Raw genomic sequence first — 24,637 nt, 5'->3', positions numbered from 1 at the left:
GCTCCGCAACGAACCTTATCTGCCTGCGCGAGTAACCTCCACTCCATGCCCGAAGAAGTGCTGTTCGAGTCAGAGAACCGACAGGCCCGCGCCGAAATCGCGTCGTACCTCCGCACCGTCGCAGACAAACTCGACGCGGGCGAGCCGATTACGCTGAAAGCCGGCGACCAGACCGTCACGATGGAGCCGCCCGCATCACCGACGTTCGAGGTGAAAGCCGAGCGCGAGGGCCCCGCCGGCGGCCCCTACGAACTGAGCATCGAGTTCGAACTGGAGTGGGACGAGGGCGCTGACGACGGTGCCGACGGGGGCGGCCTCGAAATCGAGTGAGGCGGCCGACACTCGCCGCCGGCGACCGCCGAATATAGTTACTCTTTTGACACCGCCGCGAGTCGTCGGTGATTCATGGGAATTCGACCGCTTCAGGCCGACGAGGTGGACGCGCTGGTAGACGACCTGTGGCTCCCGTTCGCCGCGGAGATGGGCGAGGTCGACGACTACGACGCGCTGGCCGAGGACGTCGATGCCCGCGCCGAGGCGCTCGACTACCGGGGCGAGCAGGTGGACGCCGAGGGCGTTCAGACGTTCGTCGCCGTCGCGGACACGGGTGCGGAAGCTGACGCCATCGACGACCTCCGCGGCTACGTCACCGTCGCCGCGTCCGAGTCGCCGCCGGTGTTCGCCCGCGGGCCGGTCGCCAAGGTGAAAGACCTCTACGTCGCGCCCGCGGCGCGGGGCGAGGGCGTCGGCACGGAGCTCCTCGAACGAGCCCACGAGTGGGGCCGCGACCGCGGCTGCGAGCGCGCCGCGCTGAGCGTCCACGCCGACAACGACGCCGCCCGGTCGTGTTACGAGTCGGTGGGGTACGAGACGCGCTATCTGAAACTCGACCGCCCGCTGTGAAACTCGACCGCCCGCTGTGAAACTCGACCGCCTACTCTGAAGCTGGGGCCGACGGCGACTCCGACTGCCGAATCGGGTGTCGTCGCCCGCCGCTTCGAGGGTCGTGTTCGCCCCGCGAACCCGAACTCTCAAAGCCGCTGAATCCAATTGACGCGCATGAACGAGTCGGGTCACCAAGTGCTCGTGGAGCAGGACGTGCTCCGCCGCCGCCTCGACGACGGCGACCTCCCCGACTGGGCGAGAAAGCACTACGAGACGTTCCGCGAGACGATGCTCGGCGACCGCGACGGCGCGCCGTTCCCGTGTTACTTCGGCATCGAGTCGGAGCGAAACGGCGACGCCCTCTACACGTTCGTCGATTCGATGACCGACAAGGACGCGCTGTTGGCGCTCCGCGACACCCTCCTCGAATACCTCGACGTGTACCCGGACTACTCCGAGGCGTGCTCGCTCGTCACGTTCTTCAAGCCGCCGGCGGCGGACCTCACCGAGGCCGACTACCACGAACGCCTCTGGCACATCCTCCAGTTCCTCCACGTCAACGACCCGGAGCCGTGGCCCGCAGACATCCCGACCGACCCCGACGACCCGACGTGGGAGTTCTCCTTCGGCGGCGAACCCATGTTCCCGACGACCCGCGCGCCGTTCTACGACGAGCGCATCAGTCGCTACTGCCCGTGGGGCCTCGAAATCACCTTCCAGCCGCGGGCGCTGTTCGACGGCATCACCGCCGACACCGAGGCCGGCCAGCAGGCCCGCGCGGTCATCCAGAACCGCATCGAGGAGTACGACGGCGTCTGCCCCCACGCCGACCTCGGTGACTGGGGCGTCGAGGGCGACCGCGAGTGGCCGCAGTACATGTTCTCCGCCGACGAGTCGCAAGCGCCCGACGAGTGCCCGATTCGCATCACCCGCGAACACCCGAAGGTGCCGACGGCCCCGGCGGACGACTGATGTCGGGGTCCGATTCGAAGGGTGAGCGATGACCGCCGCCGACCTCCCGGCCGCCGCCGACCTCCCCGACGACGCCGTGCTCGTCTGCATCGACATGCAGGTCGGCTTCGACGACCCCGCGTGGGGCGACCGCAACAACCCCGAGATGGAGGCGCGCGTCGCCGACCTGCTCGCGGCGTGGCGCGCGGCCGACCGCCCCGTCGTCCACGTCCGCCACGACTCCGCCGAGCCCGACTCGCCGCTCCGAAGTGACGGGGAAGGCTTCGCGTGGAAGCCCGAGGCCGAACCCGTCGACGGCGAACCGGTGTTCACGAAGCGCGTCAACAGCGGCTTCATCGGGACCGACCTCGAAGCGTGGCTCCGCGAGCGCGACCACTCGACGCTCGTCGTCTGCGGCCTCACGACCGACCACTGCGTCTCGACGACGACGCGGATGGCCGAGAACCTCGGCTTCGACGTGTACCTCCCCGCGGACGCGACCGCGACGTTCGACCGCGAGGGCCACGACGGCGAGCGCTTTTCGGCCGACGAGATGCACCGAACCGCGCTGGCACATCTGAACCGGGAGTTCGCGACAGTCGTCGAGTCGGCCGACCTGTCGACGACGCGGTGAGCGGTCGGCGGGCTGCCGTCGCCGCCGGGCGGCCGCTGGGTTGTAGCTAGTTTTACATCTCCGCGTCGAGACCGGCGCACATGGACCGTCGATTTCTCGCCGTCGTCGGGGTGTTCGACCTCCTTATCGCGGGCGGCCTCGCGTTTCTCGGGCCGCCCGCCCACCCGATTTCGTTCGCCCGGTTCGCGCTGTTCGCCGCCGCCGGCGTGCTGTTGGTCGTCGCCGGCGTCCGCGAGTCGGTCGGCCTCGGGTCGACGACGCTCCGGTGGCACGTCGTCGCGGGCGCGGGCTACGTCTGCTTCGGGCTGGCCGTGCTCGCAAACGGCCTCTCGTCCGTCCTCGACGCCCGCGGCGACCCGTATTTCGGCGGGCTGTTCGCGCTCCTGCTCGCCCCCGTGATGCTGTTCATGGGCGTCGATTACCTCCGCGGCGGCGTCCACTTCGACCTCTCGACGTTCGAATGAGCGCGGGGTTCGACCGCGGATGCGCGTAACCTAATCCGGTTTCTCTGACCGACCGTCGTTCCGTCTCTCGATTACGCAAATGCATTTGCCCGTCGACGCGGAATCCCCATCTCGATGGGCGTTTCCTTCCCGTACGGCGACGAGCTCGCGGTGGACTTCGAGTGGCACGAGTTCACCGGCGCGGTGGGTGATTCGGTTACGGTCCTCCCTATCGTCGTCGCCGTCGCCCGCCTGACGGACCTCTCGCTGGCGGTCGTGCTCGTTTGGTTCGGCGTGTTTCAGGTCGTCTGGGGGCTGTACTACGCGGCCCCGCTGTCGGTCGAACCGATGAAGGCGCTGGCCGCGCTCGTCCTCGCGGAGACGGTCACGACCGGCGAAGCGCTCCTCGCCGGGCTCGGCCTCGGCGTCGTCCTCCTCGCTATCGGCCGGACGCGCTCGCTCGGCCGCGTGAGTCGCTACATCGGCGCGCCGGTCGTCCGCGGCGTCCAGTTCGGCGTCGCGCTCGTCCTCCTCTCGACGGGTCTCGAACTCGGCGCGGGCGACCTCCCGCTCGCCGGCCTCGCGGTCGCCGTCGCCGCCGTCGCCCTCCTCACCAGACGCTCGAACGTGAGCGCCCTCGCGGTCCTCGCGGTCGGCGGCGCGGTCGCTTTTTCCGACGTGGGCCACCTGTCGCTCGCCGTTCCGCCGGTCCGGGACGCCGGTCTGTTCTCGCTCGGGAACCTCTCGTTCGCCGTCGTTGAGGCCGCGGTCGCCCAGTTGGCGATGACCGTCGGCAACGCCGCGCTCGCCACGTCGGTCCTGCTCGCGGACTACTTCGACCGCGACGTTTCGGCCGACGAACTCGCCACCAGCATGGGGGCGATGAACCTTCTTGCGGTCCCTCTCGGCGGCTTTCCGATGTGCCACGGCAGCGGCGGCGTCGCCGGCAAGTACGCCTTCGGCGCGCGGACCGCCGGCGCGAACGTGATTCTCGGCGTCGGCTACGTCGTCGTCGCCCTGTTCGCCGCGGACGTGGTCGCCGCCTACCCGGTCGCCATGCTCGGCGTCATTTTGGCGATTATCGGCCTGCAACTGGCGCGGACGAGTCTGACCAGTCTGTCCCGCGCGGACGGCTACCCCCTCGTGGTCGCCATCGGCGTCGTCGGCGTCGCGGTGAATCTGGGCGTCGCGTTCGTCGGCGGGGTGGTCGCGTGGCTGGCGTGGGAGCGGTGGGGTCGCGCGGTGTGGGACGGGATGTGATAGTCGGGTCAGTTGGTCGGTTTCATAACCGACCCCGCCCACGTACCACGTATGCAGACGCACATCGTTCCCGTCGGGTTCGACTACGACCGACTCATCGCGCCGCTCATCCGCGATCAGTTGGACGTGGACCGCGTCATCCTCCTCGAAGGGGCCGTCGGGAGCGAGGCGAACGTCGAGTACTCGCGGAATCTCTCGGGAAAGCTCGAAAAGGACTTCGAGAACCTCCTCGGCGCGGAGACCGAACGCGTCATCGTCGACGACGTGTACGACTACGACGCGGCGTTCGAGCAGGCGTACGACCTCATCAACGCCGAACTCGACGCCGACGACGAACTCCGCGGCGACGACGACGAACCCGGCGAGGTGTGGGTCAACGTGAGCGCGATGCCCCGGCCGGTCTCCTTCGCCTTCGCCACCGCCGCCCACTCCATCATGGTCGAGCGACAGGCCGACCGCGAGCGCATCCACACCTACTACACGGCCCCCGAGAAGTACCTCGAAACCGAACTCGCAGAGGAGTTGCGGACCGAGCGCGCCCTTCTCCAGGACCTCCTCGACTCCGGCGAAATCGACGCCGACCGCATCCGCGAGCGCCTCGACGCCACCTCCGACCTGCTGTCGGAGTTCGACGAGCGCGGGACGACCATCGGCGCGAAGCAGATAGACGGCCGCCACATCGTCGAACTCCCGGTGGCCTCCTTCTCCAACGTCAAGCCGTTCGAGGAGGTCATCCTGTTCAAACTCGGTGAGCACGGCGAGTTCGGGTCGGTCTCCGAACTCGCGGAGGCGCTCGCCCGCGAGATGAACGAGGAGTACACCGACTCCTTCCGGTCGAAGGTCATCTACAACGTCGACCGCCTCGGCCCCGGCGGCAAGGGCTACATCGAACAGGAAGAACGCGGGAAGTCCTACCGGACGCGCCTCTCCCGCATCGGTGAACTGTGGGTCCGCGCCCACGCCGACAGCGACGAGTAGGCGGCGGGCGGTCGTCGTTTTTCCTCCGACCGAGTCGCGGCGTCAGAACTCCAGGCCGGACGGGTCAGCCGACGGCACGAGCGGACTCGTCGGCAGGTCCGCCGGCGGGTCGGGGAGGTTGTACTCGCGGGGGGCCACGTCGTTCGGGCCGTCGGGATAGAACACCGACGCGAGCAGTTGGATGTGGTCGCGCCCCGCGTCGAGTTCGAACTGGCCGCCGCCGTACAGCGACATCCCGCGCTCGTCGGCGTACTCGATGGTGTCGAACAGCGACTCGACCGTGCCGAACCGCGAGGGTTTGATGTTCAGCCACGACGGCTCGAACGGGAGGCGCTCGACGGATTCGACGCCGGTAATCGGGGCGTCCCACGAGACGCGACCCTCGCGGCCGTCGAACAGCGGGCGCGTCTCGTCGGTGAACGCCGGGTCCTCGACGACGGCGTCCGGGAACCCCGACAGGATGCGCTCGTACAGTTCCGGGTCGGGGGCTTGGTCCACGTCGGTCCCCTCGTAGTAGCCTTTGAGGTCGAGGATGCGGACGCGGGCGCGGGCGGCGAGCGACGCCACAAGCTCATCGTCCCAGTCAGTTGTCGGGTCGAGTTTGAACTCGCAGTCGGGGTCGCGGTCGAGGAGCAGTTCGACGCGGTCGGCCGACGGCGGGTTCCCGAGACGGGTGCTGACGACGAACCGGAGCGGGTCGCGCTCGCGGGAGACGGCGGACGCGAGGTCGGTGTCGGCCTGCCGGAGCGCGAGGTCGAGGCCGGCGGATTCGAGCGCCCAGCGCCGGTAGTGTTCGGCCGTCTCGCGCTCGGGGGCTTTCGTCGGAAACAGGTCCACGCCGTCGAGCGCCGCGGAGAAGGCGGCGAAGGAATCGTAGCTCCCGGCGAGGTCGAAAGCGTCTTCGGGGGCGTCAGCGAGAGCGTCGTGGTCTTCCGTGTCGTAGGTCACGTCCTCGCCGCGGCCGACCGCGCCGTCGCCGGCGAGCGAGAACACCGTCGTCTTGCGGAGAAAACCGCTCGACGTGTCGCTCTCGAAGCGGTCGCGGGAGACGGACTCGACGGTCACCGGCAGGTCGGCCACGCGGTCGAAGAGGCTCATGGCGTGTCGGTTGGGCGGGGCGAGGCAAAAGGCTACGTCCGAGTCGGCCGACGCGTCGTCGGTTCTCGGTCAGTCGATGCCGCCCCGTTCGAGCTTTGCGACACGCGTCGCGAGCGCGAGGAACGTCGCCGCGACGGTCAGGAGGACCGCGCCCGCCGCGGCGTACTCGTGGGCGGGCGAGACGTGCTGGACGACGCCGTCGACGACCGGCTCGGCCGGGATGAGGGTGTGGTGCGGCGTGCCCACGATGGGAACGAAGTAGTCCACGAGGTCGTTGAGGGCGTACCAGCCGACCGCGACGAGGACGGCGAGAGACGGGAACTCGGCGTACCGCTGGATGAGGAAGGCCTCGACGACCATGGCGAGGTGGCTCCAGAAGAGGAAGTTGTACATCGCCCAGTGGAGGTACGAGAAGTCGCTTTTGAAGGCGAGGAGGACGTACGGCGTCCACAGCCCGAGTTTGAGACAGCCGAAGAAGGCGAGGGCGTTGACGTACTCGTTCGAGCGCCCGAGTTTCCAGAGCGCGAGCGACAGCGCGATAAACAGCGTGGCGACCGGGCTGTCGGGGACGAGCGGCCACATCGCGGTCGGTTCGATGCCGAACTGGTAGCCGTAGTACCAGAAGCCGAAGGCGGTCCCGACGAGGTTGATGACGACCACGAGCCACGCGATGTTGAGGCCGAAGTTCTCCAACCACTCCGGCAGAGGCGCGAGCCACCGCGGCAGGTCGGTTTTCGCCGGGAGGCCGTCGTCGTCGAGCAGTCGGCGCAGTCGGGTCGCCGCGTCCATACCCACGCCGAAGCAGGGGGACGCAAAAGTGATGCCGGTCTCGGTGACTGCGGCCGGTGTCGGTTGGGAGATTATGCTGGTGGCGCTGTTGAAGTCCTCAGCCGCTGATAGTTTGCTGAGGGCGTGCTGAATACAGGGCACGTATCTTGCATGAGGGGTTTACAGAAATCTGGCAGTTCGGATCGGTCAATACAGGAGGAGTACATATCGTATTGTATAAGTGCTGATCCCTAGATTCACACACCAAACACCGAGTGATTGAATGGCTGACACCAACGCAAACTTTTCGATCGACACTACGAGCGAAGTTTTCCTAATTCTAGTGACCGCGGTGGCAGTGTTGTACGGCCTGTTTCTCGTTATAGCTATTTTCACTACCGGAATCGCTACCCGAGGGATTGGACTAGGGATTGCGTTACTACTATTCGTTCAGGCCGCACAATCGCTATACACGATCACACAATAGGCAAGCGCGTTCTCACAGCTGATTCAGTCATTTTAGCGTGAATAGAACATGCGTTGTCTGCTGTATTGATGCTCTGAGTGTTGTACGCCACTTCTGACAGCGTTCGGTGAGGTTTCTACGGTCGTGCTGAATTCAGCGCGCAAGTCGGTCACAATGTCGATATCGGATTCGCTTTATTGAGATTCAGTTAGTGGCTGAGTCAATGTTTTTGTTCCTATACGCTGTCTCGATAATATGGTGAACTCCAAAGCCCTCTTTATCGGTGTTATTGCTGGAGCATTCGTGTCTGGGGTGTACTATCTCGATGGTTCGTGGGACTCACAGTTACTGTTGTTTCTCGGAGTTACTTGGCTCATGGCTGGGTGGTTAGTGGCTCGAAATCAGTCCGTTTTGAAGAACGTGAACACTCTCCCACAGATTCTGTTCGCTCTATTAGTGGTGTGTGTCCCTCAGTTCGGTGTTCACTCCGACCTTCTACTCGGGAGCCTTCGAAGTCCGCTCGAACTGCTTGTAATGGGCGTCGCAGTTGCAGGAATCGGACTCGGAGCAGAGATGAGTGAATCAGCCGCTGAAGAACAGAGTGCCACGGTAGCACCCGCTGACTGACCTGTTGACAGATACACCCTCTGAGTGTTGTACGCTCCATCTGTCAAAATCTGAGTAGTTCAACAGAATCACGACACCCCGACCCGCCCACCGCGAAACACGACCTGTGCGGAATGCGAACGGTTGGCGTGTGGAAGCGACCGCTTAAGTGAACCCGGTCGCAAGCGACGGATATGCCAGAGGAGACCGACCTAGAGGAGCTTCGGCGCGGGACCGAACTCGTCAAGCGCGGGTTCGCCCAGATGCAGAAGGGCGGCGTCATCATGGACGTCGTGAACGCAGAGCAAGCGAAAATCGCGGAGGAAGCCGGCGCGGTCGCCGTCATGGCGCTCGAAGCCGTCCCGGCCGACATCCGCAAGCGCGGCGGGGTCTCCCGGATGGCCGACCCCGAGACGGTCACGGAGATTATCGACGACGTCTCCATCCCGGTGATGGGGAAGGCCCGCATCGGCCACCACACCGAGGCGCAGATTCTCGAATCCATCGGCGTGGACATGATAGACGAGAGCGAGGTGCTCACCCCGGCGGACAACGACTACCACATCGACAAGCGCGAGTTCACCTCGCCGTTCGTCTGCGGCGCGCGCAACCTCCCCGAGGCGCTCCGCCGCATCAACGAGGGCGCGGCGATGATTCGCACCAAGGGCGAGGCCGGCACGGGCGACGTGAACCAGGCCGTCACCCACCAGCGCACCATCAAACACCAGATTCGCAGCCTGACCGGCCTCAACTTCGACGAGCGCGAGAAGTGGGCCCGCGAGCACGAAGCGCCCGCCGAACTCGTCCACGAGACGGCGGAGATGGGACGCCTGCCGGTCGTCAACTTCGCGGCCGGCGGCATCGCCACGCCCGCGGACGCCGCGCTCATGATGTACCACGAGTGCGACGGCATCTTCGTGGGCTCCGGTATCTTCGGCGCGGAGGACCCAGAACGGATGGGCGAGGCCATCGTCGAGGCCGTCAACAACTGGGACGACCCGGACACGCTCGCCGACATCGCCGCCGGCATCGGCAAGGGCATGAAGGGCGAGGCGAACGTCGGCATGGCCGACGAGGACAAACTTCAGGGCCGCGGCGTCTAACGCGGCGGTATCCGGCGGCCGCCGACTGACTCACCGTCTCGGTTTTCGATTCCTTCCGGTTCCGCTTTTCTTCGGTCTCGGCGCTCCGCTCTCAGGCGAGGAGTCCCGACTTCCCCTTTTCGTTCCCCTTCGCGTCGTCGGACGACGCCTCGCCGAGGAGGACGGTGACCGGGCCGTCGAAGTTGAGCATGACCGACTGCGTCATGTCCCGGGAGATTAGCTTTCCGGCGGGCGAGCGGCGGCGACCGGCGATAAAGAGGTGGTCACAGCCTTCCCAGCGGGCCGTCTCTAAGATGGTGTCGGCCTCGGGGCCGATGTCCGCGACGATGCGGTAGTCGAGGTCCAGCCCCTCGAACGCCTCGCGGGCGACGCGCTTGGCGCGGCGGGTGGCCGACTCGATGGCCTGGTCGATGCCGTACACCACGTCCGAGGAGCCGACGCTGGCGAGCGCCGAGCGGGTTCGCTCGAACTCCTCGTCCGGGAGAACCGTGAGGACGACGAGTTCCGCGCCGCTGCCGGCGGCGAGTTCGCCCGCCTCGCGGAGGATTCGCTGCGACCGTTCTTCGGGGGAGACGACGACGAGTGCTCGTTCCATGATTCGAATATATCGTGATAATGAGAAAAGTCTTCTCGGAATCGTGTTACCACCGGCCGCGACAACGCGTTACAGTGACTCAGGCGCGAGAAAAGGCGAGATACGAGTGTGCGAGTGGTTCTCTCTGTACCACTCAGGATTCGAATACTTCGGCCCCGCGACCGACCCGCGTCTTGTAGGCGCGGGCGGCCACGTCGGCCTCGTCGAACGCTTCGAGCATCGCGCCGGCGACGCGGGTGCGGTCGGCGGCTTGGCAGACGCCGAGGACCGACGGGCCGGCACCGGAGACGGTGACGCCGGTCGCGCCCGCAGCGAGGGCGGCCTCGCGGACGTCGTGGTAGCCGTTGATGAGTTCCGCCCGCGCGGGCGTGACGACGCGGTCGTCCATCCCCGCGCCGACGAGGTCGGCGTCGCGGCGGCACATCCCGACCGCGAGGGTCGCCGCCCGGCCGACCGTGTGGACCATGTCCTCGATGCTGGCGTCGCTCGGGACGACGCGGCGGGCGTCGCGGGTCGAGACGGCGATTTCGGGGAGGCAGGCGACGAGCGGGATGTCGGCGTCGACGGTCGTGACGCCCTCGTCGGTCGCGACGGTGAACCCGCCGAGGAGCGCGGGCGCGACGTTGTCGGCGTGGGCCTCGCCGGAGACGACCGCTTCGCCCTCGGCGGCGACGGGGACGAGTTCCTCCCGGGAGAGGCCGCGGTCGTACAGTTCGTTCAGCGCGACCGCGGCGGCGGCCGAGCTCGCCGCCGACGACCCGAGGCCGGACGACGGGCGGACGCCCTTGTCGATGCGGATGCGCGCGGGGGCGTCGAGCGCCTCCGCGACCGCACCGACGACGTTCCGGTCGGGGTCGGTCGGGATGTACTGGCTGCCGACGCCGGTCACTTCGATTGTCGTCCGGTCCGCCCGTTCGACGTGCACGATGTCGGCGGGGCGGTCGAGAGCCACGCCGAAAACATCGAACCCACTTCCGAGGTTGGCGCTCGTGGCGGGTGCGCGGACCGTAACCATGCCCCGCTGTTGCCTTATCGCAGATAAAAATGTGGCGAACGTCGCAACCGACCCCTCAGTCGTTTGTCGACTGTTCCGCGTTCGCGGGCTCGGGTTCGGTCTCGACGCCGGTGAACTCGAACCGCGCGCCGCCGGCGTCCGACTCGGTGAGTTTGACCGACCAGCCGTGGGCGTCCGCGACCGTCTTGACGATGGGCAGGCCGAAGCCCGTCCCGTTTTCGTGGGTCGTGTACCCCCGCTCGAACACGTCGGCGCGCTCCGCCTCGGAGATGCCGGAGCCGTCGTCTTCGACGGTGAAGCCGCCGTCGACTCCCGCGACGACGACGGTGAGCGAGCCGCCGTCGGAGCCGTGCTCGACGGCGTCACCAGACGCAGTCAGGTTGCCCGTGGAACCATGTTCGACGGCGTCGTCGGGAGTATCCCGACTGCCCGTCGAGCCGTGCTCGACGGCGTTCCGAAACAGGTTTTCGAGCAGTTGTCGGAGGCGGCCGCGGTCGGCCGCGATAGTCCGGTCGACCCGAACGTCGAGGGTCGCGTCGCCGACGACCGTGCCGTCCCACGCCTCCTGTGCGACGGTTCGGAGGGCGACCGGCGTCACGTCCGTGAGCGTCTCGCCCTGCCGCGCCAGCGTGAGGAGGTCCTCGATGATGGTCTCCATCCGGTCGTGGGCGTTCTCGATTCGCTCGAAGTACTCCGCGTCGCCGGTCTCGGCCGCCAGTTCGAGATAGCCGCGGGCGACGGTAAGCGGGTTCCGAAGGTCGTGGGAGACGACCGACGCGAACTCGTCGAGCCGCTCGTTTTGGCGTTCGAGCCGTCGCTCGCGTTCGACCCGTTCGGTCACGTCGCGGACGAGCACGAGCGACCCCGACATGTCGGACTCGTCGCCCAGCGGCGTCGTCTCGACGAGGAGGGCGCGCTCGCCGTCCTCCGTCGTGAGGGTCGCCTCCGCCTCCGACCCAGCGGTCGGGACGCCGCCCAACGCGTCGACCAGTTCCGTGGGGAGGACGCGCGCGACGGACTGCCCGTAGGCGTCCGAGAGGGGGAGCGAGAGGAACCGCTCGCCCGCGGGGTTGACGTCGATGACGCGCCCGTCGCCGTCGAGGACGAGCGCGGCGTCGTGCATCGACTCGACGGCCGATTCCCACGCGACGGGGACGAGCGTGAACAGCCGGTGGTGGAAGACGCTCCACGCGACGGCGGCCGAGGTGACGGAGAAGGCCAACACGGGGAGGTCGAGACCGGGGACCGGACTCAGTCCGGCGACGCAGACGACGCCGCCGACGGCTGGGACCAGACCGCCGCCGAGGAGCGCGAGCGTCTGCTCCCGGTAGATGCCGTCGGCCCGCAGGAGCGTCCGGCCGAGGACGCCGCACCCGAGCAGGATGAGCGCGTAGGCGTAGGCGATGAAGCCGTCGAACGCGACGCCGTGTTCGTTGACGAGGACGGCGTAGCCGTGGTCGGCGTCGACCCAGAGGTCGGTCCAGATGAGCCCGTGCCACGGGTTCGTCACCACGAGCGCGACGACGGCGACCGGCACGGACCCGAGTGCGACCCACGCGGCCCGCGAGTTCAGTTTCACGCCGGCGTGGCGCAACACGTACGCGAACCACAGGAGAGGCAGCGGCGCGATGCCGACGTAGCCGAGCTGGTTCAACAGCACCTTCGTCGAGAAGTCGGTCACGGAGAGTTCGAGCGCGTACGTCCCCATCCAGAGCCCGGACGCGACCAACAGGAGCGCGCCGAGGGTCGCGCCGGGCACGAGGCGGCGCTCCGTCCGGCGGCGGAAGAGGGAGGCGGCGAGGACGACAAAGAGGAGCGCACCGATTCCGATGGGAATCGTGTACGGCGTCGTTTGCCAGTACGGAGCGCCGTGCATGCCCCGCTTTCTATCGACAGGGGTTAAAACTCCCACCGTCGGCGCCGGAACCGGCCAATCAGAAAGGACTTTCCACCCCACGCCGAACCTCGGGGCATGATAGGCATCGTCGGCGGCGGCATCGCGGGCCTCGCCGCGGCGTACCGACTCCAGAACCGGGGTCACGACGTTCGAGTCTTCGAGGCGGCCGACTCCCTCGGCGGCCTCGCAGCGACCTACGAGACGAACGGCGACGACATCGAGAAGTTCTACCACCACCTCTCGAAGTCCGAAGAAACCATCGTCGAACTCGCCGCGGAACTCGGCCTCGAAGACGACTTGGAGTGGCGCATCGGCAAGAACGCCTACTACGTCGACGGCGTCGTCCACCCGCTGGACACCGCGTGGCAAATCGCCGCGTACCCCCACATGAGCCTCTACGACAAGTTCCGCCTCGGCATGCTCACCCTCGGCGTCGACGTGCGCGGGGGTATCCCCGACTTCGACGCCTACGAGGAACTCGCGGAGTACGAACACACCCCAATCGAGGAGTTCGTCGTCGAGCACACGACCCGCGGCGTCTACGACAACTTCGTCGACCCGCTTCTCGACGGCAAGTTCGGTGAGCGCAAACGCGACGTGTCGGCGTCGTGGTTCCTCGGGCGCGTGCGCTTCCGCGGCGAGCGCGACCTGCTGCGCGGCGAGAAACTCGGCTACTTCGACGGCGGCTTCGCGCCCTTCATCGACGCGCTGGTCGAGGCGGTCGGCCGCGAGCACATCGAGACCGGCGCGCGCGTGACCGAACTCGACACCGACGGCGAGGCGGTCTCGACGCTGACCGTCGAGACGGACGACGGGACCGAGACCCACGAGGTCGAGTCGGTCGTCGTGGCGACGATGCCGAACGTGCTCGAAGACCTCACGGGCTTCCCCTGCGACATCGACTTCCAAGGGGCGGTCTGCGGGCTGGCGACCATGTCGGAGTCGCTGATGGACACCTACTGGCTCAACATCGCCCACGACGCGCCGTTCGGGTCGCTCATCGAGCACACGAACTTCGTGCCGAAAGAGCGCTACGGCGGCGACCACCTGCTGTACGTCGCCAGTTACGTGCAGGGACCGCACGAAGAGCTCTGGCAGATGAGCGACGAGGAGGTCGAAGACGCGTGGTTCGACGAAATCGAGGAGATGTTCCCCGACTTCGACCGGTCGGCGGTCGAGGAGTTCAAAATCGCTCGTAACCCCCGCGCCGGCCCGGTGTACGAACGCGGCTATCTCGACCTCGTGGTCCCGTACGACCTCGGCGACGACGTGGCCGAGGGCGTCTACTACGCGGGGATGGCGTCGGAGGCGCAGTACCCCGAGCGGTCGCTGAACGGCGGTATCGTGGCCGGCTACGAGGTCGCGGACCGCATCGACCGCAGCCAGTAGCCGTCACAGCGCCGCTTTCGAAGCCGTTTCAGCGCGGTTCGTCGTCGTGGCGTGCAACGGTCTCTCGTGCCGCTTAGTCGCACGCTTACCGGCAATCGGTTTCCCGTTCGCAACTGCTTTTTAAGCTGCTGACTGACTAGTCAGTTAGTGAGTGCAGACGAGACGCCGGACCAGTCGGTCCCCGACGAGGTCCACGAGGAACTGATGGCCGCGACCTACCGGGCGCTGTGCGCCCACGGCTACGCGGACCTGACGATGCAACGAATCGCAGACGAGGCCGGAAAGAGCAAGTCCCTCCTCCACTACCACTACGGGACGAAACAGGAACTGCTCGTCGCCTTTCTCGACTACCTGTTCGACCGCTTCGAGGCGCGGGTCGCCGCGACGGAGGGCGACGCCCCCGAGACGCGGCTCCGGGTCCTCCTCGACAAGATGGTCCCGGACGGCGACTACGACGGCGACTACGACCGCTTCGGACTGGCCCTCAACGAACTGCGGACGCAGGCCCCCTACGTCGAGACCTACCGCGAGCGGGTCGCCCGCAACGAGGCGGTCATCCGCCGCCGCCTCGCCGACATCATCCGCGAGGGCGTCGAGAAGGGGGATTTCCGCGAGGTCGACGCCGACCGAACGGCGTCGCTCCTCTTCGCCGCGCTCGACGGCGCGCGCCTCCAGCGCGTCGCCGTGACCGACCCCTCGGGAACCGAGACGGCGAGTCAGTCCGCCTTCGACGCGCCGACCGAGGTCCGCGCCGCGCTCGACGAGTTCGTCGTCGAGAACCTCGTTCGCGAGGGAGGTGACGAATGAGCGCGAAGGCCAAGGACGTCAACCTCGTCGACGGCGACCTCGTCAAGCCGATGTTGGTGCTGTCGCTCCCGCTCGTCTTCTCGCAGATTATGCAGGTCGCGTACAACCTCGCCGACACCTTCTGGGTCGGGCGCGTCGGCTCCGAGGCCGTCTCGGCGCTGTCGTTTTCGTGGCCGCTCGTCTTCCTCATGATTTCGTTCGGCGGCGGGTTCACCGTCGCCGGGACGGTCCTCGTCGCCCAGAACAAGGGCGCGGGCAACCACGACGAAGTCGACCACGCCGCCGGCCAGACCCTCGGGTTCGTCATCCTGCTTTCGGCCGGGTTCGCGGTCATCGGCTATCTGTTGACGCCGATACTGCTCCCGCTCATCGGGACGACGCCCGGCACCGAAGTCCACCAGTTGGCGGTCGAGTACACGCGCACCATCTTCCTCGGCGTCGCGTTCATGTTCGGCTTCTTCATCTTCCAGGCGCTGCTCCGCGGGTGGGGCGACACCAAGACGCCGATGTACCTGATGGGGCTCGGCGTCGTCATCAACGTCTTTCTCGACCCGTTTCTCATCCTCGGGTTCAACGCGAACCCGATATTCGGCCTCCTCGGGCTCGAAAGCCTCGGACAGTCGCTGTTCGCCGCGACCGGCTTCACCGGCTTCGGCGTGCAGGGCGCGGCCATCGCCACGGTGTTCTCCCGCGGCGTCGGCGCGCTCGTCGGCTTCTGGCTCCTGCTGTCGGGCCGGGTCGGCATCAGCCTCTCGCCGCGCGACCTGATTCCGGAGCGCGAGATGGTCGAGCGCATCGTCCGCATCGGCGCGCCGTCGAGCATCGAACAGTCGACCCGCGCGCTCGGCGTGACCGCCCTCACGGCGCTCGTCGCCTACGCCGCGGTCAACGCCGGCGGAGCCAGCACCGAGACCGCGGTCGCCGCGTTCGGTATCGGCAACCGCCTCAACTCGCTGGTGTTCCTGCCGGCAATCGGCCTCGCGCAGGGGACCTCGACGGTCGTCGGCCAGAACCTCGGCGCTGACCAGGCCGAGCGCGCCGAACACGCCGTGTTCTGGGGCGTCGGCATCATCGTCACCGCGCTGGTGTTCGTCTCCGCCGCCGCCTACCTGTTCGCCGAACCCATCGTCGCGGTGTTCATCCCCGGCGAGCCGGCGGTCATCGCCATCGGCGTGGACTACCTGCGAATCATCGGCCCGACGTTCCTGTTCCTCGGGGCGTTCAACGTCGTCAACGGCGGGTTCCGCGGCAGCGGCTCGACCCGGACGGCGATGGTGTTCTCGCTCATCTCGCTGTGGGTGCTTCGCATCCCCGCGGCGTTCGTCCTCGTGGAGTTCTTCTCGATGGGCCCGACCGGCATCTGGTACGGCATCGCCTTCTCGAACGTCGGGGTGGCGCTGCTCGCCTTCGCGTGGTTCACCCGCGGCACGTGGAAAAACAGCGTCGTCGACGTCGGCCCCGCCGTGCCGACCGACGACTAAGCGAGAAACGACTCCGCGCGGTCCCTTTTAAGCGGTCTTCTCGTCGGTGCGGTCGACGTCCTGCATCCCCGGCGCGGCCGACACGTCCACGTCCTCGGGCTCGTCGGCCCCGCCGACTCCGACCTCGCCCGAGTCGTCTTCGACGTACACGTCGTCGGCGAAGCCGCCCTCAGCGTGGGGGTGGTCGGGGTCGTCGAGTTTGTCCAGCGTCGCGGGCGCGTCGGGGATATCGATGGTGCGGAACTCGCCGAGCGGCTCCGCGATGTCGATGCCGTGGCGCTCGAAGAACTCCTTGTAGCGCTCGTAGTGGGCCTCGATTTCGTCGACCGGAATCTCCATCATCTCGGTCCAGCCGTGGTTGTAGAAGTCGAAGTTGGCCTGCACGTGGGTTATCTCGCGGGCCTCGGCCTCGGGGAAGCCGACGTCGAGCGCCGCGAGGTAGGTGTCGAAGGTGCACTCGAAGAACGCCGCCATGTGGTCCTCGCGCTCGTCTCGGCGGTCGGGGTCCGCGCGCTCGCTGAAGATGCGAACGTGGAGGTCCACCATCTTCTCGGTGGCGATGTCGCCGATGACCGGCATGGTGAGCGCCTTTTTCGTCGCGAAGTGGCGGATGTTCTGGCGAATCTTCATTTCGTCGTTCGCTTCGGGTCGAATACACGTAAAGACCACGTCTCCGGGGACGACGACGCGCGTTCGCCCCGAGCGAGACGGACCGACCCCGTCGCGGCCCGCGAAGCTCCCGAACGAGATTTGACGAGGTGATTTAATGCGACTCGCCCGAATGAGGGGGGTATGAGCGACTCCGCATCCGTCCGCGAGGACTCGGTCCTCGACTGCGACGACTGCATCTCGCCGGCCGAAGCGTTCGGCATCGTCGCCGACGAGACTCGACTCACCATCCTCGAAGCGCTCTGGGAGTCACCCGACCGCCCCATCCCCTTCTCCGAGCTCCGCCGACGGGTCGGCGTCGACGACAGCGCACGGTTCAACTACCACCTCGGAAAGCTCCGCGGCCAGTTCGTCCGCAAGACCGACGAGGGCTACGACTTCCGGCACGCCGGCGAGAAGGTCGTCCGCGCCGTGCTCGCGGGGACGTTCAACGAGGACCCCGTCCTCCCCGCCTTTCCGGCCCCCGGCTCCTGTGTCGCCTGCGGCGGCTCGCTCGAAGCCGACTACGGCGACGAGAAACTCACCATCTCCTGTGCCGACTGCGCTCGGGTCCACGCCCACGAGGAGTTCCCGCCCGGCGGTCTCGAAGGCCGCTCGTCGGAGGCGCTCCTGTCGGCGTTCGACCAGCGCGTGCGACACCTCCACTGCCTCGCCGCCGACGGCGTCTGCCCCGAGTGCGGCGGGACGACGAGCACCGCGCTGTCCCGCGACGCCGACCCGTTCGACCTCGAGGTAGTCGTCACTCACCGCTGCGCCCAGTGCGCCTACGAGGCCGTCTCGCCCGTGGGACTGGTGCTCCTCGACGAGTCGACGGTCCTCGGCTTCCTCTCCTCGCGGGGCGAAGACGTGTGCGGGACGCCGTTCTGGCGGTTCCCGTGGGTCGTCGGAGACGAGGCGCTCACCGTCGTCTCCGAGGAGCCGTGGCGCATCCGCGTCCGCATCGACGCGGACGACGAGCATCTCGTCGTCGAACTCGACGGCGACCTGTCGGTCGTCGACTCCGCGGTCGAACCTATCGAGCGAATTTCATAAGCTCGCTACGGTAAACCCGCTTACAGAAATGTAATTCAGATTACTATTTTGGTGTCGACGGTCGTCTCTCCACACGAGGAGAACGACCATGTTCGACGATACTCATCTCGGCCGCGACGACGTGCGAGCGACGCTCCCGCAGCGGTTCAGGACGCTTTCGGAGACCGCTCTCGCCGCGGTCGCGGCGGTCGTCGGCGTCTTCGCGGCCACTGCCGTCGCGACGCTCGTCGCCCCGCTCGTACCCGGTCTCGGTCTCGTGGCGCTGTTCTTGGGCTGGCCGCTCGGCCTCGCGGTCGGCATCGCCGTCGTTCGCGGGGCCGTCGGTGTCGTCGCTGCCAGCGGCGTTCCCGGCCGCGTTCGCGGCCTCGCCCGCGACGCACTCGCTCGCGGCGACGACGACGCGGCGTCGGGACCGTCGGAGTGCCCCGCTGCCGCCGACGGCGGCTTCACCGAGTGACTCGGTGAGCCGCAGCAACGCCCGCGATTCGGCTCCCGTCTCGCCATCTCGCCCCGAGTTCCGCCTGCAAAACAATCATGAGGGAGATAGCAATCCACATTAACCCCGAATACAAACGTCGGGTCATGAGCCAATCGTACGTGATCGTCGGCGACGGTATCGCCGGGGCCTCAGCGGCTGAGACACTCCGCGAAGAGGAACCCGACGCCGACATCACCATCATCACGGACGAGGGCGAACCGCTGTACAACCGCATTCTCATCAAGGAATTCGCCAAGGGCAAACTGCCCGAGGCCCCCATCTCCATCCACGACGAGTCGTGGTACGACGACCGCGACGTGGACCTCGAACTCGACACGCTCGTCACGGACATCGACCCCGAGGGCCACACCGTCACCGCCCACGACGGCACCGAGTACGACTACGACAAACTCCTCCTCGCCGTCGGCGGCACGCCGACCCAGCTCCCCGTCGAGAACTCCGACGCGGAGGGCATCCACCACTTCTGGACGTTCCAGGACGCCCGGGACATCAAAGAGCACATCGAGGGCGCGGACAACTCCGTCGTCATCGGTGCGGGCCTGCTCGGCATCGACCTCGCGGCCATCACGGCCGCCCAAGAGGTCGAGGGCAAGTACCTCATGCGCGGCAAGGCGTGGTGGCGCTACGCCCTCTCCGAGGAGGGCGCGGAAATCATCCACGAGGCGCTCCGCGAGCGCAACGTCGAACCCGTCTTCGACTCCGGCGTCGACCACTTCGAGGTCGACGAGAACGACCGCGTCACGACCGCCGTCGACCCCAACGGCGACCGCTACGACGCCGACTTCGTCGGCATCGCCATCGGCCTGAACTTCAACACGGAGATTCTCGGCGGCACCGACATCGAGTACGACAACGGCATCTACACGGACGAGTTCATGCGGACGAACCACGATGACATCTTCGCGGCCGGTGACATCACCGAGTTCCACGACCTCATCCTCGGTGACCGCGCCCAGAACGGCGCGTGGGGCTCCGCCAAGGAACAGGGGACCATCGCGGCCAAGAACATGGTCGACTACGGCTCCGAGGAGTTCCGCTGGGTCTCGTCGTACTCCATCACTCACTTCGACTTCCCGTTCCTCTCGTTCGGCCACCCGACGCTCGGCGACGACCACGTCGAGGCCAAGTACTCCGACACCGAGTGGCGGCGGCTCGCCATCAAGGACGGCAAAATCGTCGGCGGCGTCCTCATCGGCGACCTCTCGCCGCAGACGAAGTACAAGAAGCTCATGCGCGAACAGGTCGACGTGAGCGGCCAAAAGGAAATCCTCGTGAAACAGGACTTCCAACTCGACGACCTCGAAGGCGCGGCGGCCGAACAGTAACTCGGGACCCGTTCCCGCTGTTTTCACCCGGCCAGCCGCGTCTGCGCGTGTCCGCCGGTCCGGGCTCGCGCGCCGCCCGCGACTCGCGGTTCGCTCGCTCCCGTTTTGGCTCTCTTTCGTCCGGCGCACTCACCGTCCCGTCCCGTCTCGTCTCGTCCCTCGTCGTCCGACGCCCCAACGGCCAAACATTTATCTCTGTCTGTGTAGTGTGTTACCACATGTCATCTAAAGACGGACAGCCGCCGTCTTCTCCAGACGCCACCGCACCGCCGACCGTCGCACCCGTCTCTGACGTACCGCCCGGCGTGCGCGTCCATCACTTCGACGAGCTGAGCGAGCGGACCCAGCGCGCGCTCGCGACCGCGACCCCCGCCGGCACGCTCGACATCGACACGACCACCTCGCGGCTCTCGCGGGGCGATATCGTGGTGTTCACCGACTACGTTCGCGTCAAGTAAGTTCTCTGCGCCGCCCCGTTGCTCGCGTTCGCCGCCCGTCCCGGTCGCCTCCGAGCCGGCGGTCCCCCGCTCGCGGACGGCCGGGACCGAAGTCGTTTTCCACGCGTCGCCGCCTATCGCCGGGTATGGCAACAGGTGGCGGCCAAGGAACGATGACGCTCGCGTTCGAACTCTCCGCGCTCAAACAGCTCGGCGACCCGAACGCGGCGTTTTCGGACGCGCGAACGTGGACGAAGTACATCGGCGTGGTGAGCGAGAAGCCGACCTACGTCGTGACGAACTTCACCCGGAAAGAGCGCATCCGGCAGGACTTCTTCTCCGGACCGCGCGGCGTCGAAGAGAGCCTCGAAAACGTGATGCGCCAGTTCGACACCGACCGGCACGTCTTCATCGGCACGTCCGACGAGGACCGCGCGGTGGCCGAAGAAACCGGCTGGGAGTACCTCCCGGTCGAGGACGCCGCCGAGGCCGCCGAGTGGGTGCTCGCCGGCGACGACGACGCCCCCGCCGACCCCTTCGAGGCCGAGGGGCGCGACGACTGGCCCTAGTCGGAACACAGCGGCGCGTTCGCCCGCGATTCCGTTCCCCTATCGAAAGCACTAATCAGCAACGGCACTTTTTACTCCTCGATGAGTCACCAGTTGCCTGACGTACAGGCCTCCCAGCCGGACGTGACCGTCGGGCTGAGCCAGGTCGGCGTCACGGGCGTCGAGAAGCTCGTCAAGATCGCCCGCGACGGGAAGCGACCCCTCGTCTTGATGGCGGAGTTCGAAGTGTTCGTCGACCTCCCCGGCGGCCGCAAGGGCATCGACATGAGCCGAAATATGCAGGTCATCGACGAGGTCCTCGAAGCCGCCGTCTCCGAGCCGGCCTACCGCGTCGAGGACATGTGCGGCGACGCCGCCGAGCGCCTCCTCGCCAAACACGAGTACACGACGACCGCCGAGGTCAGCATGACCGCCGAACTCGTCGTCCGCGAGGACACCCCCGCAAGCGGCCTCTCCACCCAGAGCACCGCCGAAATCATCGCCAGCGCCACCGCGACCGACGAGGGCACTCGCGAGGAAATCGGCGCGGAAGTGGTCGGCATGACCGTCTGTCCCTGCTCGCAGGGCATGTCCGCCTCCCGCGCCCGCGACGTGTTGCAGGACCTCGCCGTCGACGACGACACCATCGAGGAGTTCCTCGACAAGGTCCCCCAGCCGGGTCACTCCCAGCGCGGCCACGCCACGCTCACCGTCGAGACCGAGGGCTCGCCGGAGGTCGACCTCATGGACCTCATCGACATCGCCCGCGACTCGATGTCGGCGCGCATCTACAACCTCGCCAAGCGCCCCGACGAGGACCACATGACCTACCACGCCCACGCCAACGCGAAGTTCGTCGAGGACTGCGTCCGCTCGATGGCCGAGCTGTCCCTCGAGGCGCTCGACCACCTCGGGGACGACGCGGTGGTCCACATGAAACAGTCGAACGACGAGTCGATTCACCAGCACAACGCCCACGCCGAGCGCGAGGTGACGCTGGGACAGCTCCGCGACGAACTCGACGCCTGAACGCCCTCGACGCCCGAGACGCTCGTTTTTCGAACCTCGATTCTGTACCGCCGCGAACCGCTACAACGGGAGCGGTGCCGCTTCCTCCCAGCGCGGGTCGAACGTCGCGCGGAGGTCGGCGGCGAACTCGGGGTCTTTCAGGTCTATCATGGCGAACGCCTGTCCGGGGTTGAGGGGGTTCGGCACCTCGATACAGACCTCCACGTCGTCGATGAGGTTGAACACGCCCGTGACGTTCTCCGCGGTGCGCGCGCGGAAGTTCGACCTGCTCGACAGCCGGTCCATGTAGCTCTGGCCGACGCTCTCGGGCAGGCTGTCGACGAGCCCCGGCGACATGAGCATCGACACGTCGACCCCGCGGTCGAGCGCCGCCTCCAGTTCGTCCACGACGAGGTCGCCGACGGCGTCGAGGTCGAACTGCGGCGAGGGCGTCCCGGCGACCATCACGAGCGAGTCGTCGGCCGCCGCGAGTCGCTCCACGAGCAGGTCGATGGTCTCGTCAGCGCCGACCGCGGCCGTCCAGAACTGGTCGTGAACCGGCTCGGCGGCGTCGAGTTCGTCGGTCAGCTCGGCGACGACGTTCTCGTACTGCTCGGCCTTCTCGGCCAGCTCTTGGCGCTTCGATTCGAGTAGGCGGTCGAGCGCCGTGTCGGGCTCGACGGCGACGTACTTCTTCGGCCGGCTGGCCGCCTGACTCCGGATGAGGTGGTACTGTTCGAGGCTGTTCAGCACGTCGTAGACGCGGCCCATCGGCACGTCGCTGGCGCGGGATAACTCCTTGGCCGTCGTCGCGCCCGTCCGCAGGAGGGCGCGATAGGCTCGGGCCTCGTACTCGGACAGCCCGAGGTCTCGCAAACTGGTCATGCACCGTCCGTCTCGTTTCTCCCTGATAAACAAACCGGATGTTTACACCCGTCTGCGGTTGCCGCGGGTCGCGGTCAGGCGTCGGGCGTCACCGTGGAGACCGCCTCCATCAACTCCTCGGGAGTGGTTGCCTCCACCGCCGTCTCGCCGGCGCTGACGCGCGCGGTCCCCGCCGGGAGACCGTCGGCATCGGCATCCGGAACCACGAGCGCCTCGTGGTCCGCGACGCGGAGCGCCGCCCGGTGGAGGTCGGAGCCGACGCCGTCGTTGAGTTCGACGAGAAGCGGGTCGCGGAGCAGCCGCGCCGCCGCGGTTCCGTAGGCGGCGACCTGCACGCCGATGCGGTCCCACGCGCCAGCGAACGCGGCGATGGTCTCCTGTGCGACCTCGCGGTAGCGCTCGTCGCCGGTGAGCGCCGCGAGGTCGACGAGCGCGTTCGCCATCTCCACGTTCCCGTCGAGCGGGCGCAGCGGCGACGACAGGAGCGCCTCGCCGCTCGCGGGGCCGTCGAGGAACGAGCCCTCGTCGAACAGTTCGTCGATGGCGGCGTCGGCAACCTCGGCGGCGAAGTCCAGAAGCGGGTCGCCCGCCACCGTTTCGTCGCCGAGCACCTGCCGGGCGCGGCAGGCCGCGGCGACCACGCGCGCCTGGTCTTCGAGCAGGAGGTCCTCGCCCGCGTCGCCGCCGGACCGGAAGTGCGTCACGACGCCGTCGTCGACGAGGTCCTCTGCGACCCGCGAGAGCGCGCGCGAACCGAACTCGCGGGCCCGCTCGTCGTCGGTGAGCCCCGCCAGCACCAACAGCGCGTCCGCGGCGAGGGCGTTGCCGCCGGCGTACACCGTGAGGTCGGTTCGCGGGCCGGGCGCGTTGTCGCGGCCCTCCTTCCCGAGGAGGTAGTAGTCCGTCCCCGCCGCGGGGCCCATGCTCCCGGCGAAGCCGGTCCCGGTCCACAGCGAGTCGACGAGGAAGTCGGCGGTCCCCGACGCGGGGTCGAGGTAGGCGTCCTCGCCGGTGTAGCGGTAGCCGTTGGCGAACGCCCGCAGGAGCGCGGCGTTCGATTCGAGCGTCTTCTCGCGGTTCGGCTTCGACCACGCGGCGTCGTCGGCGTAGCGGAAGAAGCCGCCCTCGACGGGGTCGTACAGCCCGTCGCGAATCGCGTCGAGGGACCGGAGCGCCCGGCTTCGGTCGCGCTTCAGCGCGAACTCGACGGTCCGCGGGAGCGGGAACTTCGCGGCGTCGCCCCAGCCGCCGTGGGCCTCGTCGAAGGCGACTTCCAACTGGCCGGCGAGGTGCGATTCGATCTGCGGCGACACCTCGCCCGCGGGCGGGAGGTCGCCCCTGAGCGCCCGCGGGAGGCGGCCGGCCTCTGCGCCCTTCTTGTCCCACACCTCGCGTACGCGGTCGATAACCTGCCGCATGCCGTCGGGGCCGATGAACGTCGCGCCCGTGATGGGGTGGCCGTCGGGCGCGAGGAAGACGGTCGAGGGGAAGCCGCCCATGTTGTACCGCTCGCGGATGCGCGGTTGGCGGTCCACGTTCACCCGAATCGGGACGAAGCCGTCGTTGAGGTTCGCCGCGATGCGCGGTTCGGCGTACGTCTCGGCGTCCATCTCGTGACAGTCCTCGCACCACGTCGCCGACAGCGAAAGCAAGATTGGCTTGTCCGCCGCTCGCGCCTCGGCGAACGCGTCGGGACCCCACTCTCGCCATTCGACGCGCGTCTCGTCGGTCATGTCCACCCATCCGCGGTGGACGCGGGTAAGCGCTTCGAGCCCTCGTGGCACGACCGGTCGCCGTCCGCGGGTCGCGCGAACCCCTCGACGACCGTCGCGGACGGATGCGAGAACCCGGCGCGCCG

Annotated in this window: 26 protein-coding genes; 18 read left to right on the top strand and 8 right to left on the bottom strand. The window is 67.6% G+C overall.

What is annotated here, in order from left to right; all coding sequences use genetic code 11:
* The first annotated feature begins 45 nt into the window (after positions 1–45).
* The 7 genes from DEQ67_RS11680 to DEQ67_RS11650 all read left to right on the top strand — a co-directional run bounded on the left by DEQ67_RS11680 (position 46) and on the right by DEQ67_RS11650 (position 5,151).
* Positions 46–330, top strand: coding sequence for an amphi-Trp domain-containing protein (locus tag DEQ67_RS11680; RefSeq protein ID WP_115860917.1), 285 nt, complete (start codon positions 46–48; stop codon positions 328–330).
* A gap of 75 nt (positions 331–405) precedes the next feature.
* Positions 406–903, top strand: coding sequence for a GNAT family N-acetyltransferase (locus tag DEQ67_RS11675; RefSeq protein WP_115860915.1), 498 nt, complete (start codon positions 406–408; stop codon positions 901–903).
* Between the two features lie 156 nt (positions 904–1,059).
* Positions 1,060–1,857, top strand: a complete 798-nt coding sequence (locus DEQ67_RS11670) for a YqcI/YcgG family protein (RefSeq protein ID WP_115802995.1) — start codon at positions 1,060–1,062, stop codon at positions 1,855–1,857.
* 28 nt (positions 1,858–1,885) lie between these two features.
* Entirely contained in the window at positions 1,886–2,470 is a 585-nt protein-coding gene (locus DEQ67_RS11665; protein WP_115860913.1) for a cysteine hydrolase family protein, read from the top strand.
* An 80-nt stretch (positions 2,471–2,550) separates the two neighbouring features.
* The gene (locus DEQ67_RS11660) at positions 2,551–2,934 is read left to right on the top strand and encodes a hypothetical protein (protein WP_115891465.1); all 384 of its coding nucleotides are present in this window, start codon (positions 2,551–2,553) and stop codon (positions 2,932–2,934) included.
* Between the two features lie 114 nt (positions 2,935–3,048).
* Positions 3,049–4,173: a putative sulfate/molybdate transporter gene (locus DEQ67_RS11655; RefSeq protein ID WP_115860911.1), complete on the top strand. Its 1,125-nt coding sequence runs from the start codon at positions 3,049–3,051 to the stop codon at positions 4,171–4,173.
* A 51-nt stretch (positions 4,174–4,224) separates the two neighbouring features.
* Positions 4,225–5,151 carry a DUF6293 family protein gene (locus tag DEQ67_RS11650; RefSeq protein WP_004042223.1) on the top strand — a complete coding sequence of 309 codons (927 nt, stop codon included), beginning with the start codon at positions 4,225–4,227 and terminating at the stop codon, positions 5,149–5,151.
* A gap of 42 nt (positions 5,152–5,193) precedes the next feature.
* On the opposite strand, the gene DEQ67_RS11645 is transcribed toward DEQ67_RS11650, so the two are convergent.
* Positions 5,194–6,249 (bottom strand): hypothetical protein, encoded by a 1,056-nt coding sequence (locus DEQ67_RS11645; protein WP_115860909.1) that lies wholly within the window; start codon positions 6,247–6,249, stop codon positions 5,194–5,196.
* Positions 6,250–6,318: 69 nt separating this feature from the next.
* Positions 6,319–7,038 (bottom strand): DUF1405 domain-containing protein, encoded by a 720-nt coding sequence (locus tag DEQ67_RS11640; protein ID WP_115891466.1) that lies wholly within the window; start codon positions 7,036–7,038, stop codon positions 6,319–6,321.
* Positions 7,039–7,738: 700 nt separating this feature from the next.
* Between DEQ67_RS11640 and DEQ67_RS11635 the strand changes: the two genes are divergently transcribed.
* Positions 7,739–8,110 (top strand): hypothetical protein, encoded by a 372-nt coding sequence (locus tag DEQ67_RS11635; RefSeq protein WP_049896296.1) that lies wholly within the window; start codon positions 7,739–7,741, stop codon positions 8,108–8,110.
* 173 nt (positions 8,111–8,283) lie between these two features.
* Positions 8,284–9,192 carry a pyridoxal 5'-phosphate synthase lyase subunit PdxS gene (gene pdxS / locus DEQ67_RS11630; protein WP_115860905.1) on the top strand — a complete coding sequence of 303 codons (909 nt, stop codon included), beginning with the start codon at positions 8,284–8,286 and terminating at the stop codon, positions 9,190–9,192.
* A gap of 91 nt (positions 9,193–9,283) precedes the next feature.
* Here the strand turns inward: pdxS and DEQ67_RS11625 are convergent, their stop codons facing one another.
* The 3 genes from DEQ67_RS11625 to DEQ67_RS11615 form a co-directional block, all read right to left on the bottom strand.
* Positions 9,284–9,787 carry a universal stress protein gene (locus DEQ67_RS11625; RefSeq protein ID WP_004042227.1) on the bottom strand — a complete coding sequence of 168 codons (504 nt, stop codon included), beginning with the start codon at positions 9,785–9,787 and terminating at the stop codon, positions 9,284–9,286.
* A gap of 133 nt (positions 9,788–9,920) precedes the next feature.
* Positions 9,921–10,802, bottom strand: a complete 882-nt coding sequence (locus DEQ67_RS11620; RefSeq protein ID WP_004062622.1) for a homoserine kinase — start codon at positions 10,800–10,802, stop codon at positions 9,921–9,923.
* Positions 10,803–10,857: 55 nt separating this feature from the next.
* Complete coding sequence (locus DEQ67_RS11615; RefSeq protein WP_115891467.1) at positions 10,858–12,678, bottom strand: histidine kinase N-terminal 7TM domain-containing protein; 1,821 nt, start codon at positions 12,676–12,678, stop codon at positions 10,858–10,860.
* Between the two features lie 96 nt (positions 12,679–12,774).
* On the opposite strand from DEQ67_RS11615, the gene DEQ67_RS11610 reads away from it, so the two are divergent.
* The 3 genes from DEQ67_RS11610 to DEQ67_RS11600 all read left to right on the top strand — a co-directional run bounded on the left by DEQ67_RS11610 (position 12,775) and on the right by DEQ67_RS11600 (position 16,376).
* Entirely contained in the window at positions 12,775–14,088 is a 1,314-nt protein-coding gene (locus tag DEQ67_RS11610; RefSeq protein ID WP_115802988.1) for an NAD(P)/FAD-dependent oxidoreductase, read from the top strand.
* A 147-nt stretch (positions 14,089–14,235) separates the two neighbouring features.
* A complete protein-coding gene (locus tag DEQ67_RS11605; protein ID WP_006601366.1) occupies positions 14,236–14,895 on the top strand; it encodes a TetR/AcrR family transcriptional regulator in 660 nt (219 codons plus the stop codon).
* Positions 14,892–16,376, top strand: coding sequence for an MATE family efflux transporter (locus DEQ67_RS11600; protein WP_004062618.1), 1,485 nt, complete (start codon positions 14,892–14,894; stop codon positions 16,374–16,376). Before DEQ67_RS11605 ends, DEQ67_RS11600 begins: the two co-directional genes overlap by 4 nt.
* 27 nt (positions 16,377–16,403) lie before the next feature.
* Here DEQ67_RS11600 and DEQ67_RS11595 read toward each other — a convergent pair whose 3' ends face one another.
* Positions 16,404–17,045, bottom strand: a complete 642-nt coding sequence (locus DEQ67_RS11595) for a DUF6149 family protein (RefSeq protein WP_199505989.1) — start codon at positions 17,043–17,045, stop codon at positions 16,404–16,406.
* Positions 17,046–17,168: 123 nt separating this feature from the next.
* Here DEQ67_RS11595 and DEQ67_RS11590 point away from each other — a divergent pair, with 123 nt between their 5' ends.
* The 6 genes from DEQ67_RS11590 to mptA all read left to right on the top strand — a co-directional run bounded on the left by DEQ67_RS11590 (position 17,169) and on the right by mptA (position 21,915).
* The gene (locus tag DEQ67_RS11590) at positions 17,169–18,077 is read left to right on the top strand and encodes a winged helix-turn-helix domain-containing protein (RefSeq protein WP_115802987.1); all 909 of its coding nucleotides are present in this window, start codon (positions 17,169–17,171) and stop codon (positions 18,075–18,077) included.
* An 88-nt stretch (positions 18,078–18,165) separates the two neighbouring features.
* Complete coding sequence (locus DEQ67_RS11585; RefSeq protein WP_004062615.1) at positions 18,166–18,534, top strand: hypothetical protein; 369 nt, start codon at positions 18,166–18,168, stop codon at positions 18,532–18,534.
* Positions 18,535–18,659: 125 nt separating this feature from the next.
* Entirely contained in the window at positions 18,660–19,901 is a 1,242-nt protein-coding gene (locus DEQ67_RS11580; RefSeq protein WP_115802985.1) for an NAD(P)/FAD-dependent oxidoreductase, read from the top strand.
* 218 nt (positions 19,902–20,119) lie between these two features.
* On the top strand, positions 20,120–20,359 hold the full coding sequence (locus DEQ67_RS11575; protein WP_144858646.1) for a hypothetical protein: 240 nt from the start codon (positions 20,120–20,122) through the stop codon (positions 20,357–20,359).
* A 152-nt stretch (positions 20,360–20,511) separates the two neighbouring features.
* A complete protein-coding gene (locus DEQ67_RS11570) occupies positions 20,512–20,907 on the top strand; it encodes a DUF7124 domain-containing protein (RefSeq protein ID WP_004042237.1) in 396 nt (131 codons plus the stop codon).
* 81 nt (positions 20,908–20,988) lie between these two features.
* Complete coding sequence (gene mptA / locus DEQ67_RS11565) at positions 20,989–21,915, top strand: GTP cyclohydrolase MptA (protein WP_115802984.1); 927 nt, start codon at positions 20,989–20,991, stop codon at positions 21,913–21,915.
* A 60-nt stretch (positions 21,916–21,975) separates the two neighbouring features.
* On the opposite strand, the gene DEQ67_RS11560 is transcribed toward mptA, so the two are convergent.
* Together DEQ67_RS11560 and DEQ67_RS11555 are read right to left on the bottom strand one after the other, a co-directional pair.
* Positions 21,976–22,779, bottom strand: a complete 804-nt coding sequence (locus tag DEQ67_RS11560; protein WP_004062611.1) for a TrmB family transcriptional regulator — start codon at positions 22,777–22,779, stop codon at positions 21,976–21,978.
* 74 nt (positions 22,780–22,853) lie between these two features.
* Entirely contained in the window at positions 22,854–24,512 is a 1,659-nt protein-coding gene (locus tag DEQ67_RS11555; protein WP_115802983.1) for a DUF255 domain-containing protein, read from the bottom strand.
* Between the last annotated feature and the right edge of the window lie 125 nt (positions 24,513–24,637).

It is taken from the genome of Haloferax sp. Atlit-48N (assembly GCF_003383015.2).
Lineage (GTDB): Archaea > Halobacteriota > Halobacteria > Halobacteriales > Haloferacaceae > Haloferax > Haloferax volcanii.
The sequence above is the reverse complement of the archived record's forward strand: the minus strand, read 5'-3'. Positions and strand labels throughout refer to the sequence as shown.

Bases quoted from the DNA above. Each gene is read 5' to 3' on its own strand.
- DEQ67_RS11680 (WP_115860917.1), top strand. From the start codon at position 46: ATGCCCGAAGAAGTGCTGTTCGAGTCAGAGAACCGACAGGCCCGCGCC.
- DEQ67_RS11675 (WP_115860915.1), top strand. From the start codon at position 406: ATGGGAATTCGACCGCTTCAGGCCGACGAGGTGGACGCGCTGGTAGAC.
- DEQ67_RS11670 (WP_115802995.1), top strand. From the start codon at position 1,060: ATGAACGAGTCGGGTCACCAAGTGCTCGTGGAGCAGGACGTGCTCCGC.
- DEQ67_RS11665 (WP_115860913.1), top strand. From the start codon at position 1,886: ATGACCGCCGCCGACCTCCCGGCCGCCGCCGACCTCCCCGACGACGCC.
- DEQ67_RS11660 (WP_115891465.1), top strand. From the start codon at position 2,551: ATGGACCGTCGATTTCTCGCCGTCGTCGGGGTGTTCGACCTCCTTATC.
- DEQ67_RS11655 (WP_115860911.1), top strand. From the start codon at position 3,049: ATGGGCGTTTCCTTCCCGTACGGCGACGAGCTCGCGGTGGACTTCGAG.
- DEQ67_RS11650 (WP_004042223.1), top strand. From the start codon at position 4,225: ATGCAGACGCACATCGTTCCCGTCGGGTTCGACTACGACCGACTCATC.
- DEQ67_RS11645 (WP_115860909.1), bottom strand. From the start codon at position 6,249: ATGAGCCTCTTCGACCGCGTGGCCGACCTGCCGGTGACCGTCGAGTCC.
- DEQ67_RS11640 (WP_115891466.1), bottom strand. From the start codon at position 7,038: ATGGACGCGGCGACCCGACTGCGCCGACTGCTCGACGACGACGGCCTC.
- DEQ67_RS11635 (WP_049896296.1), top strand. From the start codon at position 7,739: ATGGTGAACTCCAAAGCCCTCTTTATCGGTGTTATTGCTGGAGCATTC.
- pdxS (WP_115860905.1), top strand. From the start codon at position 8,284: ATGCCAGAGGAGACCGACCTAGAGGAGCTTCGGCGCGGGACCGAACTC.
- DEQ67_RS11625 (WP_004042227.1), bottom strand. From the start codon at position 9,787: ATGGAACGAGCACTCGTCGTCGTCTCCCCCGAAGAACGGTCGCAGCGA.
- DEQ67_RS11620 (WP_004062622.1), bottom strand. From the start codon at position 10,802: ATGGTTACGGTCCGCGCACCCGCCACGAGCGCCAACCTCGGAAGTGGG.
- DEQ67_RS11615 (WP_115891467.1), bottom strand. From the start codon at position 12,678: ATGCACGGCGCTCCGTACTGGCAAACGACGCCGTACACGATTCCCATC.
- DEQ67_RS11610 (WP_115802988.1), top strand. From the start codon at position 12,775: ATGATAGGCATCGTCGGCGGCGGCATCGCGGGCCTCGCCGCGGCGTAC.
- DEQ67_RS11600 (WP_004062618.1), top strand. From the start codon at position 14,892: ATGAGCGCGAAGGCCAAGGACGTCAACCTCGTCGACGGCGACCTCGTC.
- DEQ67_RS11590 (WP_115802987.1), top strand. From the start codon at position 17,169: ATGAGCGACTCCGCATCCGTCCGCGAGGACTCGGTCCTCGACTGCGAC.
- DEQ67_RS11585 (WP_004062615.1), top strand. From the start codon at position 18,166: ATGTTCGACGATACTCATCTCGGCCGCGACGACGTGCGAGCGACGCTC.
- DEQ67_RS11580 (WP_115802985.1), top strand. From the start codon at position 18,660: ATGAGCCAATCGTACGTGATCGTCGGCGACGGTATCGCCGGGGCCTCA.
- DEQ67_RS11575 (WP_144858646.1), top strand. From the start codon at position 20,120: ATGTCATCTAAAGACGGACAGCCGCCGTCTTCTCCAGACGCCACCGCA.
- DEQ67_RS11570 (WP_004042237.1), top strand. From the start codon at position 20,512: ATGACGCTCGCGTTCGAACTCTCCGCGCTCAAACAGCTCGGCGACCCG.
- mptA (WP_115802984.1), top strand. From the start codon at position 20,989: ATGAGTCACCAGTTGCCTGACGTACAGGCCTCCCAGCCGGACGTGACC.
- DEQ67_RS11560 (WP_004062611.1), bottom strand. From the start codon at position 22,779: ATGACCAGTTTGCGAGACCTCGGGCTGTCCGAGTACGAGGCCCGAGCC.
- DEQ67_RS11555 (WP_115802983.1), bottom strand. From the start codon at position 24,512: ATGACCGACGAGACGCGCGTCGAATGGCGAGAGTGGGGTCCCGACGCG.